Annotated in this window: 16 protein-coding genes; 13 read left to right on the plus strand and 3 right to left on the minus strand. The window is 56.7% G+C overall.

The window, feature by feature from the left end:
* Window positions 1–25: 25 nt before the first annotated feature.
* On the minus strand, window positions 26–817 hold the full coding sequence (gene ccsA, locus I6L44_RS19630; RefSeq protein ID WP_216952848.1) for an inner membrane protein YpjD: 792 nt from the start codon (window positions 815–817) through the stop codon (window positions 26–28).
* A 205-nt stretch (window positions 818–1,022) separates the two neighbouring features.
* Here ccsA and ffh point away from each other — a divergent pair, with 205 nt between their 5' ends.
* From ffh to rplS, 5 genes are all read left to right on the plus strand, one after another.
* Window positions 1,023–2,399: a signal recognition particle protein gene (ffh, locus tag I6L44_RS19635; protein WP_005341384.1), complete on the plus strand. Its 1,377-nt coding sequence runs from the start codon at window positions 1,023–1,025 to the stop codon at window positions 2,397–2,399.
* A 182-nt stretch (window positions 2,400–2,581) separates the two neighbouring features.
* Window positions 2,582–2,830 carry a 30S ribosomal protein S16 gene (rpsP, locus tag I6L44_RS19640; RefSeq protein ID WP_216952849.1) on the plus strand — a complete coding sequence of 83 codons (249 nt, stop codon included), beginning with the start codon at window positions 2,582–2,584 and terminating at the stop codon, window positions 2,828–2,830.
* Between the two features lie 24 nt (window positions 2,831–2,854).
* On the plus strand, window positions 2,855–3,376 hold the full coding sequence (rimM, locus tag I6L44_RS19645; protein ID WP_005340394.1) for a ribosome maturation factor RimM: 522 nt from the start codon (window positions 2,855–2,857) through the stop codon (window positions 3,374–3,376).
* A gap of 34 nt (window positions 3,377–3,410) precedes the next feature.
* On the plus strand, window positions 3,411–4,160 hold the full coding sequence (trmD, locus tag I6L44_RS19650) for a tRNA (guanosine(37)-N1)-methyltransferase TrmD (protein WP_005340400.1): 750 nt from the start codon (window positions 3,411–3,413) through the stop codon (window positions 4,158–4,160).
* Window positions 4,161–4,192: 32 nt separating this feature from the next.
* Window positions 4,193–4,540: a 50S ribosomal protein L19 gene (gene rplS / locus I6L44_RS19655; protein ID WP_005308701.1), complete on the plus strand. Its 348-nt coding sequence runs from the start codon at window positions 4,193–4,195 to the stop codon at window positions 4,538–4,540.
* Between the two features lie 101 nt (window positions 4,541–4,641).
* Here rplS and I6L44_RS19660 read toward each other — a convergent pair whose 3' ends face one another.
* A complete protein-coding gene (locus I6L44_RS19660; protein ID WP_216952850.1) occupies window positions 4,642–4,965 on the minus strand; it encodes an isoamylase early set domain-containing protein in 324 nt (107 codons plus the stop codon).
* Between the two features lie 80 nt (window positions 4,966–5,045).
* Window positions 5,046–5,720 carry a DNA mismatch repair endonuclease MutH gene (mutH, locus tag I6L44_RS19665; protein WP_216952851.1) on the minus strand — a complete coding sequence of 225 codons (675 nt, stop codon included), beginning with the start codon at window positions 5,718–5,720 and terminating at the stop codon, window positions 5,046–5,048.
* Window positions 5,721–6,453: 733 nt separating this feature from the next.
* Between mutH and rppH the strand changes: the two genes are divergently transcribed.
* The 8 genes from rppH to I6L44_RS19705 all read left to right on the plus strand — a co-directional run bounded on the left by rppH (window position 6,454) and on the right by I6L44_RS19705 (window position 14,052).
* Window positions 6,454–6,981 carry an RNA pyrophosphohydrolase gene (gene rppH, locus I6L44_RS19670; protein ID WP_005357996.1) on the plus strand — a complete coding sequence of 176 codons (528 nt, stop codon included), beginning with the start codon at window positions 6,454–6,456 and terminating at the stop codon, window positions 6,979–6,981.
* 14 nt (window positions 6,982–6,995) lie between these two features.
* A complete protein-coding gene (gene ptsP, locus I6L44_RS19675) occupies window positions 6,996–9,275 on the plus strand; it encodes a phosphoenolpyruvate--protein phosphotransferase (protein WP_005340422.1) in 2,280 nt (759 codons plus the stop codon).
* Window positions 9,276–9,342: 67 nt separating this feature from the next.
* Window positions 9,343–10,167, plus strand: a complete 825-nt coding sequence (lgt, locus tag I6L44_RS19680) for a prolipoprotein diacylglyceryl transferase (protein WP_031227775.1) — start codon at window positions 9,343–9,345, stop codon at window positions 10,165–10,167.
* On the plus strand, window positions 10,167–10,961 hold the full coding sequence (gene thyA / locus I6L44_RS19685; RefSeq protein WP_216952852.1) for a thymidylate synthase: 795 nt from the start codon (window positions 10,167–10,169) through the stop codon (window positions 10,959–10,961). The genes lgt and thyA overlap by 1 nt, the downstream gene beginning before the upstream one ends.
* 223 nt (window positions 10,962–11,184) lie before the next feature.
* Window positions 11,185–12,375, plus strand: coding sequence for a Na+/H+ antiporter NhaA (gene nhaA / locus I6L44_RS19690; protein ID WP_005341370.1), 1,191 nt, complete (start codon window positions 11,185–11,187; stop codon window positions 12,373–12,375).
* Window positions 12,376–12,413: 38 nt separating this feature from the next.
* Window positions 12,414–12,779 carry a hypothetical protein gene (locus I6L44_RS19695; protein ID WP_216954529.1) on the plus strand — a complete coding sequence of 122 codons (366 nt, stop codon included), beginning with the start codon at window positions 12,414–12,416 and terminating at the stop codon, window positions 12,777–12,779.
* On the plus strand, window positions 12,766–13,698 hold the full coding sequence (nhaR, locus tag I6L44_RS19700; protein WP_216952853.1) for a transcriptional activator NhaR: 933 nt from the start codon (window positions 12,766–12,768) through the stop codon (window positions 13,696–13,698). Before I6L44_RS19695 ends, nhaR begins: the two co-directional genes overlap by 14 nt.
* A 51-nt stretch (window positions 13,699–13,749) precedes the next feature.
* Window positions 13,750–14,052, plus strand: coding sequence for a metalloregulator ArsR/SmtB family transcription factor (locus I6L44_RS19705; protein WP_013724128.1), 303 nt, complete (start codon window positions 13,750–13,752; stop codon window positions 14,050–14,052).
* Window positions 14,053–14,086 lie beyond the last annotated feature (34 nt).

The raw sequence follows: 14,086 nt of genomic DNA on the forward strand, positions 1-14,086 counted from the left end.
TGGTATGGCTAAAAGAGTATAGGTGTCAGCTCAACAGCACTTCTTTGACGAAGCGACTGCCAAAGTAGGCAAGAGTCAGGATGAAGCTGCCGATCAGACTGAGCGTGATGACTTTGCGGCCGCGCCAGCCATAGGTGTGATGGCCCCACAGCAGCAACACGTAGACACACCATGCCAGGATGGAGAGCACTGCCTTGTGAGACTTGCCCTGGGCGAACATATCTTCGAGGAAGAAGAGGCCGGAGGCGATGGAGAGTGTCAGCAGCAGCACCCCTGCAGAGATCAACTGAAACAGCCGTTTTTCCACAGTCATCAGTGGCGGCATGGCTGGCAGGTTGCTGATTTTTCGAGATTTAAGCTGCTTGTCCAGACAGGCGAGCTGCAGCGCAAACAGACAGGCGATCATCAATACCGAGTAGGCCATCAGGGCGAGGCCGATGTGCAGCAACAGTTGGGGATGGGCCTCCAGATGGGTTATGTAGCGACCCGGGATCAAGGCGCTGGCAGCCAGCAACAGGGCCGAGAAGCTGTAGACCACCGGCAGCAGGATCCAGCCGTTGAAGCGTCGGGTTACGCAAGTCATGAAGCAGCTGATGATGAGGCTGACCAGCGAGGCAACGTTGAGCATGCTCAGGTTTTGACCGGAATGGGTCACCATTACTTCGCTGGCAACAGATGCACCATGGGCTACCAGTGCCAGTCCCACGCAAGCGAACAGGGGGGTGTACCCGACTTGTTTGGCATTGAGCAGCAGGTGCAGTGAGGCGATGATGGCCAGCAGATAAAACGCCAGGGCCAGAACAGAGATCACGATCATAACCAGGTCGTTGTTACACAAGCATTTAGGGATATAAGAGGAGCAGTATACCTTGCACAAGATGTGCTCGCCAGTTGTGCAATGGCCGATCCGCCCATATATAGGGACGAAGCATAGATGAGCGACGGTGCGGTGAATAATCGTCCTCGCGGCTGCTCTGGGTTATAATGCCCCCCATTTATTACGCCAAGAACCGGAATGCGTCATGTTTGAGAATTTGACTGAAAGACTCTCGCGCACCTTGCGCAATGTCAGTGGCCGTGGTCGGCTGACCGAAGAGAACATCAAAGAGACCCTGCGCGAAGTCCGCATGGCGCTGCTTGAGGCGGACGTCGCCCTGCCGGTCGTGCGTGATTTCGTGGCGCGCGTCAAGGAGCGTGCCGTCGGGCAGGAAGTGGCCAAATCCCTGAGCCCGGGTCAGGCATTCATCAAGATAGTGCACGGCGAGCTGGTCACCGTGATGGGGGAGGCCAATGAACAGCTCAATCTGGCTGCCCAGCCGCCCGCCATTATCCTGATGGCCGGTTTGCAGGGGGCCGGTAAGACCACCACGGTCGGCAAACTGGCCAAACTGCTCAAAGAGCGCAACAAGAAGAAGGTGTTGGTGGTCAGTGCCGACGTCTATCGCCCTGCGGCGATCAAACAGCTGGAGACCCTGGCGGGTGACATCGGCGTCGACTTCTTCCCGAGCGATGCAAGCCAGAAGCCGGTTGCCATCGCGACTGCCGCTATCGATCAGGCGCGCAAGAAATTCTATGACGTGGTGATCGTCGATACCGCCGGCCGTCTGCATGTTGATAGCGAAATGATGGCCGAGATCCAGGATCTGCACGCCACCATCAAGCCTGTCGAGACCCTGTTCGTGGTGGATGCCATGACAGGTCAGGATGCCGCCAACACCGCCAAGGCGTTCAACGAAGCGCTGCCCCTTACCGGCGTGATCCTCACCAAGGCGGACGGCGATGCCCGCGGTGGTGCCGCCCTGTCGGTGCGCCACATCACCGGTAAACCGGTCAAGTTTATCGGTATGGGTGAGAAGACCGATGCGCTGGAGCCGTTCCACCCGGATCGTCTCGCCTCCCGCATCCTCGGTATGGGCGATGTGCTGTCGCTGATCGAGGAAGTCGAGCGCAACGTCGATAAAGAGAAAGCGGCCAAGCTGGCCAGCAAGGTCAAGAGCGGTAAAGGCTTCGATCTCGAGGACTTCCGCGAGCAGTTGGCCCAGATGCGCAACATGGGCGGCATGATGGGTATGCTCGACAAGCTGCCGGGCATGTCCGGCCTGCCGGACAACATCAAGGATCAGATGGATGACAAACTCACCGTGCGGATGGAGGCCATCATCAGCTCCATGACGCCGAAAGAGCGTGCCCATCCCGACCTCATCAAGGGCTCTCGCAAGCGTCGCATCGCTGCAGGTTCCGGCATGCAGGTGCAGGATGTGAACAAGCTGCTCAAGCAGTTCACAGAGATGCAGCGCATGATGAAGAAGATGTCCGGCAAGGGCGGCATGCGCAAAATGATGAGCCAGATGAAGAACATGCTGCCACCGGGATTTGGTGGCGGTCGCGGTCCGTTCTGATTATCCGGAGTTAGGTATTGAGCGAGGGTCTGCGAGTTGCAGGCCCTTTTCATTGCAGCCCTGCGCAAAAAATGGCTGGCTTGGTTGCAATTATTACGAATCCAAGTAGAATTATGCGGCTTATTTTAAGCTAGGGTCCGCGTGTTTGCGGGCCTTGTTCATTAGATGTTAATGAGGACGATATGGTAACCATTCGTTTACAACGTGGTGGCGCGAAAAAGCGTCCGTTCTACCAGGTAGTAGTTGCTGACAGCCGTAACGCCCGCGACGGTCGTTTCATCGAGCGCGTTGGTTTCTTCAACCCGGTTGCTTCTGGTCAGGCTGAAAAGCTGAACCTGGACCTGGCTCGTATCGAGCATTGGGTTGCTACTGGTGCCGCTGTTTCTGAGCGCGTTGCCAAGCTGATCAAAGACGCTGCCAAAGCTGCTTAATCAGCCAAACGGTAAGGAGTTAAGGTGGAAAAACCTGTAGTTCTGGGCACCCTGGGGACCGTTTACGGCATCAAGGGCTGGCTTAAAGTGAACTCCTTCACCGATGTTGCCGAAGCGATTTTCGATTACAACCCCTGGCTGATTAATCAGAACGGGGCGTGGCGTGAAATTCGGGTTTCATCCTGGAAACGTCACAACAAGGGTCTGATCTGCAAACTCGATGGTATCGATGTGCGCGAAGATGCCCTGGCATTGACCAATGTCGAGATCGGCGTACCCGCTGATCTATTGCCTGCGTTGCCTGAGGGCGAGTTCTACTGGCGTGACCTGATTGGTTGCTCGGTAGTGACCACCAAGGGATATGACCTAGGCAAGGTGACCGAATTGATGGAAACCGGCTCCAACGATGTGTTGGTGGTTGAGGCCAATGTAAAAGATGCCTTTGGTGCAAAGGAGCGGTTGATTCCGTTCCTGGAAGAGCAGGTGATCAAGAATATTGATCTGACTGCTCGAACAATCGAAGTTGATTGGGATCCTGGTTTCTAGTTTCCCGCGCTAACACGGGTGCCGGAGGTTTCTTATGTGGATTGGGGTCATTAGCCTCTTCCCTGAAATGTTCCGAGCCATTACCGAGCACGGGGTAACGGGTCGGGCCGTCAAGAGTGGCCTGCTGCAGATTGAGTGCTGGAACCCCCGGGAGTTTACCCACGACAAACACCGTACGGTCGATGATCGTCCTTATGGTGGTGGGCCCGGCATGTTAATGATGGTTCAGCCGCTGCGTGACGCGATTCATGCAGCCAAGCAAGCGGCGGGAGACGGGGCGAAAGTCATCTATCTCTCCCCTCAGGGACGCAAGCTGACTCAAGCGGGCGTAACCGAGTTGGCGACGAATCAGAAACTGATTCTGGTAGCCGGTCGATACGAAGGTATCGATGAACGCGTGATACAAACCGAAGTCGACGAAGAGTGGTCTATCGGGGATTACGTGTTAAGTGGTGGCGAGTTGCCTGCCATGACCCTGATCGATGCGGTTTCGCGTCTGGTTCCAGGAGTCTTGGGTGATCAGGCCAGTGCTGAGCAGGACTCCTTTACGGATGGCTTGCTGGATCATCCCCACTATACTCGGCCGGAGGTGTTGGATGGATTGGCGGTGCCCGAGGCGCTGACAAGCGGCAATCACGAAGTGATTCGGCGCTGGCGGCTCAAGCAATCGCTCGGACGAACCTGGCAAAGAAGGCCGGAACTTATTAACAACCTAGCTCTGACTGACGAGCAAGAATCACTTCTTGCCGAGTATGTCCGCGAAGTGCGTGACAGCGTTAAGTAGAGTTTTCAGTTTATCCTAGGTAAGGAAAGACAATGAGCAAGATTATTCAGCAGCTTGAACAAGAGCAAATGCGTACCGACATCCCGGCTTTTGCCCAGGGCGACACCGTACGTGTTCAAGTTCGTGTTAAAGAAGGTGGTAAAGAGCGTCTGCAGGCTTTCGAAGGCATCGTTATTGCCAAGCGTAACCGCGGTCTGCACTCTGCTTTCACCGTTCGCAAGATCTCCAACGGCGAAGGTGTTGAGCGTGTATTCCAGACTCACTCTCCGCTGATCCACAGTGTAGAACTGAAGCGTCGTGGTGATGTTCGCCGTGCCAAACTGTACTACCTGCGCAACCTGTCCGGTAAAGCTGCTCGTATCAAAGAGAAGCTCAACTAATTCGATTCGAATTGGTGTCGGTATGTCGGCTAAAAGCTCGACAGGTAGTGAAAAGGCTCGCCAATGGCGAGCCTTTTTTGTATCCGGAATTCGGTCACTGCTTACTGGCTGACTCGTACCACCGAGTTGTCGCGGCCGTAGGGGCTGGGTACGTAGGCATCGGCTTGCCAGTCATTCTCGTAGAGGGTCTCTCCCTCAGGAGTGATGAACTGGTAGCAATACTCGAAACTCTCCGGCCCGTCGGTCGGCAGATTGAGGGTGGCCTTGAACTCACCGCTCTTCATGCGTTTCAGCTCGACCGGTTGCCACTGGGTGAACTCGCCGATCAGCATCACCTGTTCCGCTCCTGCAGCCGCCTCTTTCTCTACGGCAAAGGTCACCTTGACCTCGGGCTTGGACTTCAAAAACTGTTTGATCAGTGGCATGACGCCTCCTTGTCTGTGAGTTAAAAATGGCTCCTGTCTATTTTTATACCACCATATGACAAAGATGTTGATAAGGCAGATCAAGTCGGCAAGGCAAAATAGCGTTGCAGCAGACTGTGGGTGAAGTCGATCTTGAGATAGAAGCCGCGGGGCAGGGTCATGATGGGTTGACCATCGCGGCCGATGGCGCGAGTCAGCGCCTTGTTGTTGGCCGCCTTGGGCCGCAGTTGCATCACCTGGCCGTGGCGTGCGCTGATCTGCTCCACTTCTCCCAGCACTATCATGTCCATTAGCTCCTCCCAGTCCTGACGCAGTAGCCGATCTTCCTTTTCATTCGGGCTCCACATCAGCGGCATGCCGACCCGCCGCTCGCCAACCGGGATCTCCCGACTGCCTTCCACCGGGATCCAGAGCACCCGGGATAGCTTGTTGCGCACGTTGGACTCCTCCCAGCGCTGGCCGCTGACGCCGATCAGCGGGGCGACGCAGACGAAGGTGGTCTCCAGCGGTTTGCCTTGAGGATCCACGGGGATCGTCTTGAGTTCGATCCCCAGCTCCGGGAAGTCCTGCTCCGGCTTGCTCCCTGCGCTGGCACCCAGTTGCAGCTCGATCAACTGACCGACCCACCCCTTGTCACGGCGCAGGTCTTTGGGCACTGCGACACCAGCCTCGGCGGCCAGCTGCGCCAGCGTGAAGCCGGCCATGGCATAGGCGCGGCTCAATAACTCCTGCTCGGATTGGGGATTGCTTGGCATAGTTGGCTCCATCTTGCTCGCCATATTCTAACAGGGGAGGATCCCGAGAAGGATCGCTGTTTTTATAACCGATCCTGAGTGGATAAGATCAAACATGGATAAGTTGAGTGTTATGTGTGCATCATCATGATTTTAAAGGTTTTTGTATGTTTTATCGAGCACAGTTCCTAGCGGTGCTTGAGCTTGAAATAGTTGTCCAAGGGTTTGCTCGCGATGTTACACACAGTTATCCACAGAAATCTTGGATAAGTGGATGAAAGTGGAAGGTATGGCCGATATGTTACAAAAAATTGTGAATCCTCCCCCATTTTTGCCGAGCAAGCAGGGTAGATAATGTGCCGTGCTTGTGGATAATCTGTCCTGGGTGGATCTTTGACCAGTTGAACTTGTTCACAATCAGTCTCAGGGAGCACGCTACCGGAAGAGCATGGATCCAGATCCAGTATTATGCATTTAAGTTATTGTATATAAAGTGATTTTTATATTGTGTGTCGTGTGGTGACATGAATGTCTTCTTTTCACTACTATTGAAAAAGTACTGTATATACCCGTTTGCTAACAGCTTTATGCACAGCCTGGGTGGGCAACTTGGGGGAGCGGATCCTTGGATTTGTTTATAAGTATGTTTGAAATCGAAAGTTATTCATGAAACAGGGGATTCACTCCTTGTTTGCTGCCACGGAGTGAATGTGGAACAATCTCCTTATAGATTCAGCCTTTATAAGGTGATCACGTGATTGATGGCGACGGATTTCGTCCCAATGTCGGTATCGTGATCTGTAACCGTGAAGGACAAGTGTTGTGGGCTAAACGCTATGGGCAGCACTCCTGGCAGTTTCCGCAGGGGGGGGTTGATGATGGTGAAACGCCAGAGCAGGCCATGTATCGAGAGCTGTATGAGGAGATTGGCCTCAAGCCCGAAGATGTGACCATCATGGCCACCAGTCGTAACTGGCTAAAGTACCGTTTACCCAAACGTCTTGTCCGCTGGGACAGTTCACCGGTCTGTATTGGCCAAAAACAAAAATGGTTCCTGTTACAGCTGAATTCGGGCAAGGAGTCGAGGATCCAGTTCGGCTGTCATGGCCATCCCGAATTTGACGACTGGCGTTGGGTCAGCTTCTGGTACCCGGTGCGTCAGGTCGTCTCGTTCAAGCGGGAGGTTTATCGCCGGGTCATGAAAGAGTTTGCCCCGCTGGCGATGCCAGTGCCGGTAGTGCAGGTCAACAAGAAGGATGGGCGGCGCAACCGCGCCCGTTAAGGAGCACAGATTAGTTGTTAACGGAACTGAGACGTATCGTCGAGAGCATGGCCGAGGCCAATACCCTCGAGCAGGCCTTGCAGGCATTGGTGAGCCAGACCCGGCACGCCATGGCAGTGGACTGCTGCTCCGTCTATGTCTCGGAACCCGAGGTGCGCCGCTATCGCTTGGCGGCTACCGACGGCTTGGCCCCGTCCGCGGTCGGCAAGGTGACCCTGCCCTACGAGCAGGGCATCGTCGGTCTGGTGGGTCAGCGGGAAGAGCTGATCAACCTGGCTGATGCCCCCGCGCATCCCAGTTTCAAATTCCTGCCCGATGTTGCCGAAGAGGCGTTCCGCTCCTTCCTCGGCGCACCCATCATGCACCAGCGTCAGGTGGTAGGCATTCTGGTGGTGCAGCAGAAGGAGAGCCGCCGCTTCGATGAGGGGGAAGAGTCCTTCATGGTCACCCTGGCGGCCCAGCTGGCGGCGCGGATCGCCCAGGCGCAAGCCAAGGGGTGGTTGCAGAAGACCGACTGGAGCAAGCCGCTGCGCGGTATTGCCGGTGCCAGCGGCATCGCCATGGCCAAGGCCTGGGTGTGGCGGCCCCGCAAGGCGCTCTCGTCCATTACCCCGCGCAAGGATGAAGACCATGCCAGCCAGCTGGCGCGGCTGGAGCTGGCGGTTGAGGAAGTGCGGCACGACTTGGAGAGTCTGGCGCTGCGTTTTCGCGAGAGCTACAGCCAGGATTCGGTGGCGATCTTCGACATCTATCTCCATCTGCTGAACGATCCCGGCTACATCAAGCCCATTCGCAACAAGGTGAGCAAGGAGCACTGGACTGCGGTCTCTGCGGTCAAGCTCATCAGCGATCGCTTGATCGAGCAGTTCAAGGGGATGAAGGATCCCTATTTGCAGGAGCGCTCCACCGACGTGAAGGATATTGCCCAGCGGCTGATCAGCCGACTGGTGCAGAATGAGCCCGAACATATCTCCATCGGCGAGCCGGTTGTGCTGGTTGCCGACGAGGTGACTGCCACCATTCTGGCAGAGGTGCCCCGCGAGTATCTGACCGGGGTGGTCTCGCTCAAGGGGGGAACCAACTCCCATGCGGCCATTCTGGCCCGCGCCATGGGGGTGGCCGCCATCATGGGGGTTGATCTGCCCCTTGGTGACATCGGTGGTCGCATGCTGGTGGTCGATGGCTACAGCGGCGATCTCTTCATCGAGCCCAATCAGGTGATCCTGACCGAGTATCGTCAGCTGCTGAGCGAAGAGCGGGCGCTCGATACCCTGGTGCGCAGCGTCGACAACCTGCCATCCGAGACGGCCGACGGCACCAAGGTCTCTCTGCTGCTCAACGCCGGGCTCAGTGCTGATACCGAGATCTCCCTCAATCAGCTGGCGGACGGGGTCGGTCTCTATCGCACCGAGATCCCCTTTATGCTGCAGGAGAGCTTCCCCTCTGAGTGGGAGCAGACTGCCCGCTATCGCGGCATTCTGGAGACCTACCGCAACCGGCCGGTCTGCATGCGGACGTTGGATGTGGGCGGCGACAAGCCGTTGCCATATTTTCCCATCGTCGAGGAAAACCCCTTCCTTGGCTGGCGGGGGATCCGGATCACCCTGGATCACCCCGAACTGTTTCTGGTGCAGCTCAAGGCGATGCTGCGGGCCAGCGAAGGGCTGGACAATCTGGCCATCATGCTGCCGATGATCAGCAGCGTCAGCGAAATCAAGGCCTCCCGTCGTCTGCTGGATCAGGCGTGGCGAGAGGTGTCGGAAGAGGCGGCGAGTCGAGATGCGGTGATCCGCTACCCCAGCCTCGGGGTGATGATCGAGGTGCCCTCAGCCCTCTTTATCTTGCCGGAGATGGCGCCGCTCATCGACTTCTGGTCGGTGGGCAGCAATGACCTGACCCAGTACCTGCTGGCGGTGGATCGCAACAACTCCCGGGTTGCCAACATCTACGATGCCTTCCATCCAGCGGTGATCCGCGCCCTGCAACAGCTGGTTGATGCTTCCCACCGCTACCAGAAGCCGGTGTCGGTGTGTGGCGAGCTGGCCGGTGATCCGGTCGGTGTATTGCTGCTGCTGGCCATGGGTTATCGCCGCTTCAGTATGAATACCCACAACATCGCCCGGATCAAGTACGTGCTGCGTCAATCCACCCTGAGCGAGTTGACCGAACTGATGGCCGATGGCCTCAAACATGACAACCCCCACGTACTGCGCGGCCTGTTTGCCCGCTATCTGGAGGAGCATGGTTTGGGCGGTTTGCTGCGAGCCGGTCATAAATCGAAACAGAGTGATTGATAATCATGCCTTGTCCCTGCTGACGAATGATCGGAAAATGCGGCTTTTATTTTGACTGGGGCCGCATATGCAGCACGATGGATATTGGGTTTTCTCGCAGATTGATCCCGTAGCATTCAGTTTGGGACCACTATCGGTACGCTGGTATGGTCTCATGTACCTGTTCGGTTTCGCTTTTGCCATGTGGCTTGCCGGCCGTCGCGCCGATGCACCGAACAGCGGCTGGACCCGCAACGAGGTGTCGGATCTGCTGTTTTACGGTTTCCTCGGGGTGATCCTCGGTGGCCGTGTCGGTTACGTGCTGTTCTACAACTTCGATCTCTTCCTCGCGGATCCCACCTATCTGTTCAAGATCTGGACCGGCGGTATGTCGTTCCACGGTGGGCTGATCGGGGTGATCACCGCGATGATCTGGTTTGCCCACAAGACCAAGCGTCACTTCTTCACCGTGGCCGACTTTGTGGCACCACTCATTCCGTTCGGTCTCGGTGTTGGCCGGATCGGCAACTTCCTCAACGGCGAGCTGTGGGGCCGGGTCACCGATGTGCCCTGGGCCATCATTTTCCCGGAGGCCGGCCCCGAGCCGCGTCACCCCTCCCAGCTCTACCAGTTCGCACTGGAAGGGGTAGTGCTGTTCATCATCCTCAACCTGTTCTGGCGCAAGAATCCGCCGCGCGGCGCCATCTCCGGCATGTTCCTGCTGTTCTACGGCCTGTTCCGCTTCCTGGTGGAGTTTGTGCGCCAGCCGGACAGCCAGCTTGGTCTCTATTTCCAGGAGATCAGCATGGGCCAGATCCTCTCCACCCCGATGATTATCGCCGGTGCCCTGATGATCTGGGCCGCCTACAAGCGTCCGCAGTTGTTCGGTAATGCCGTGAAGGAGGCGAAATAATGCGAGCTTATCTCGACCTGATGCAGAAAATCCTCGATGAGGGGACCATCAAGTCTGACCGTACCGGCACCGGTACCATCTCCCTGTTCGGCCATCAGATGCGCTTCAATCTGGCGGAGGGTTTCCCGCTGGTGACCACCAAGAAGTGCCACCTGCGCTCGATCATTCACGAGCTGCTCTGGTTCCTCAATGGCGATACCAATACCGCTTATCTGAAGGAAAATGGCGTCAGCATCTGGGATGAGTGGGCCGACGAGAATGGCGATCTGGGGCCGGTTTACGGCGCGCAGTGGCGCTCCTGGCCTGCCGCTGACGGGTCTGTCATCGACCAGATCCAGAAGGCGGTGGATGACATCAAGCACAACCCGGATTCGCGCCGCATCATCGTCTCCGCCTGGAACGTGGGCGAGCTGGACAAGATGGCGCTGGCTCCCTGCCACGCCTTCTTCCAGTTCTATGTGGCGGACGGCAAGCTCTCCTGCCAGCTCTACCAGCGCAGTTGTGATGTGTTCCTCGGCCTGCCGTTCAACATCGCCAGCTACGCCCTGCTGACCCACATGATGGCCCAGCAGTGCAATCTGGAAGTGGGTGACTTTGTCTGGACTGGCGGTGATGTGCATCTCTACTCCAACCACATGGAGCAGACAGCTCTGCAGCTCTCCCGCGAGCCGCGCCCGCTGCCGACCCTGCTGATCAAGCGCAAACCTGACTCCATCTTCGACTACAAGTTCGAGGATTTCGAGATCGAGGGTTATGACCCCCATCCCGGCATCAAGGCGCCCGTCGCCATCTGATAGCAAGGCGCCTCAGGGCGCCTTTTTTATGCAGTTAAATAATTGAAAATTCATTTTATTGATTAATAAGACGGTAGCCAGAGACGAGGAAAAACCTGCTTATAGCAGGTATGTTCTATTTTGCTTTCGGTTTTTTCGTTGTATTGAGCAGCAAGAAACGATTTTCCATTGGTTGTTGCAAGGGATAGACTCAAACCAAAGCAATACGGTGGAAAATTTAACCATGAGTGACGTAATCAAAAAGTTCCTGAAGCTGGAGGCCGCCTCCGGAATTATTCTGATCATGGCTGCCATGCTGGCAATGATTTTAGCCAATACCGCGCTGGCTGGCGGGTATCAGGCGTTTCTCGACACGCCGGTGCAGGTGCGCATCGCGGCTCTCGACATCAACAAGCCACTGCTGCTCTGGATCAACGATGGCTTTATGGCGATTTTCTTCCTGCTGGTTGGTCTGGAAGTGAAGCGTGAAATGTTGGAGGGGGCGCTCTCCTCTCGGGTGCAAGCGACTTTTCCGGCCATCGCGGCGGTGGGCGGCATGCTGGCTCCAGCCTTGATCTACGCCTTTTTCAACTATTCGGACGAAGTGGCGCGTGCTGGCTGGGCGATCCCGGCTGCGACCGACATCGCCTTTGCCCTCGGGGTGATGGCGCTGCTCGGCAAGCGGGTGCCGGTGAGCCTCAAGGTATTCCTGCTGGCGCTGGCCATCATGGATGACCTCGGCGTCATCATCATCATCGCACTCTTCTATACCCAGCAGTTGTCGCTTGAGGCGCTGGCGATCGGCCTTCTGGCTACCTTTACCCTGTTCTGGATGAACCGTCGTGGCGAGGATAGGATCAGCCTCTACATGCTGGTTGGTCTGGTGCTCTGGGTTGCTGTACTCAAGTCGGGCGTTCACGCGACGTTGGCCGGTGTGGTGGTCGGATTTATGATCCCGCTCAAGGGGAAGCGTTATGAGTCGCCACTCAAGCATCTTGAGCACTCGTTACATCCCTGGAGCGCCTATCTGATCCTGCCGCTGTTTGCCTTTGCCAACGCAGGGGTATCCCTTGAGGGGATAGGTCTCTCCTCCCTGTTGAATCCGGTGCCCATGGGCATCATGCTGGGACTGTTTATCGGCAAGCCGCTCGGGGTGTTTACCATCAGCTGGCTGTCGGTCAAACTGGGTATCGCCCAGTTGCCGCCCGGGGTTAACTTCAAGCAGATTTTTGCGGTCAGCATCCTCTGTGGTATCGGATTCACCATGTCGATGTTTATCGCGTCACTGGCCTTTGAGCATGGTGGGCTGGATTACGGCAGCTACTCGCGCCTCGGGATCCTCGTTGGATCCAGCATTGCAGCGCTGGTTGGCTATCTGGCCTTGCGATTGTCACTCCCCAAGAGTGATGGGGACCAGAATGCGGAGGGTTTATGAGAAAACAGGCATGGTTACTGCTCTTCTTGGTCAGTCCTATGGGATTAGCTGGCGGGTTTGAAGAGTGTCGACAGGAGGCTGGTTCGGCCAGCTGTTCGGCCTATCTCAACGGGGTGGTGGAGAGTGCTCTGATGTTGGGGGACAAGCAGGCTAAGGCTCGTTTCGGCGAGACCTTCTCCGAGCGGGCGCTGAGCAGCCGGGCTGGCGAGATGGTCAAGCGTTCCAACAAGCGTTATTGCGCTGACCGGATGCCGGACAAGGCACGCCTCAAGGCCAGTCTGATGGAGCAGTTTGGCGCGAACAAGGTTGACTCGGTTAGCGACATGTATGACATTCTGGCGGTTGAACTCAGCTGCTACCGGAGTCCGCGTCAAGCGGGAACCCCATCGGATGTCACACCTTAACTACAACCATCTCTACTATTTCTGGATGACTCAGAAGAAGGGCTCCGTTACCCAGGCAGCGGAAGCCCTTTTTTTGACCCCGCAAACCGTCACCGGTCAGATCAAGCTGCTGGAGCAGCGCCTCGGGGGCAAGCTGCTCAAACGCAAGGGGCGTTCCCTTGAGGCGACAGAGCTGGGCCAGCTGGTGTTTCGCTATGCCGACAAGATGTTCAGCCTCTCCTACGAGATGCTCGATATCGTCAACTACCGCAATGAGAGCCAGATCCTGTTCGACGTCGGCATCGCCGATGCCCTCTCCAAGCGCCTTGCCAGCCGCGTGCTGCTCTCTGTCATCCCCAATGATGGTTCCATCCATCTGCGCTGTTTCGAATCGACCCACGAACTACTGCTGGAGCAGCTGAGCGAGCACAAGCTCGACATGATCCTCTCCGACTGTCCGGTGGACTCCAGCCAGCATGCTGGATTGCTCTCCAAACGGCTGGGCGGCTGTGGCGTCAGCTTCTTCTGCAAGGCGCCGCTGCCTGAAAAGCCCTTTCCTGCCTGTCTGGAAGAGCGCAAGCTGTTGATCCCCGGTCGCCGTACCGCCATGGGGCGTCAGCTGACCCAGTGGTTCGAGCAGCAGGGTGTCTCCCCCAGCATTCTTGGCGAGTTTGATGATGCCGCCTTGATGAAGGCGTTTGGCTTCTTCAATCAGGGCATCTTCATGGCCCCTACCATCTACCGGGAGGAGATCCTTGAGGGGGAGGGGGTGATGTTGATCGGGGAAACTCAGGATCTGATGGAGGAGTATTACGTCATCTTCGCCGAGCGGATGATCCAGCATCCGGCGGTGAAGCGGGTCTGCGAGAGCGATTTTACCTTTCTCTTTTCCGGCCAGGAGAACTTCTCCGCCATCCAGCCAGCCACCCTGTCGTTTTAAAACAGCCCGTCACCACGTATCATCGGCGATGAGTGGTAGAGGAGAGATGTGATGCAACTTGAAGAGATGGAAGCCAATGCGAGTAAAGCGGTGGCCTTGCTCAAGGCGCTGGCCAACGAGCGGCGGCTGTTTATTCTGTGCCAGTTGCTGGAGCGCGAACTGTCAGTGGGGGAGCTCAACGAGCGACTGGGATTGAGTCAGTCGGCCTTGTCACAGCATCTGGCGCTGCTGCGGCGGGATGAGCTAGTGACGACGCGCAAAGAGGCCCAGACGGTCTACTATTCGCTGCGCAGCCATGAGGTGCGTGAAATGATCAGTTTGCTGCATCGACTTTATTGCAGCGCAGATAAATAAAAAACCGGCACTAAGGCCGGTTTTTTCAGCTTTG

This window comes from Aeromonas sp. FDAARGOS 1414, assembly GCF_019047065.1.
In the GTDB taxonomy this organism is placed as follows: Bacteria; Pseudomonadota; Gammaproteobacteria; order Enterobacterales; family Aeromonadaceae; genus Aeromonas; species Aeromonas veronii_A.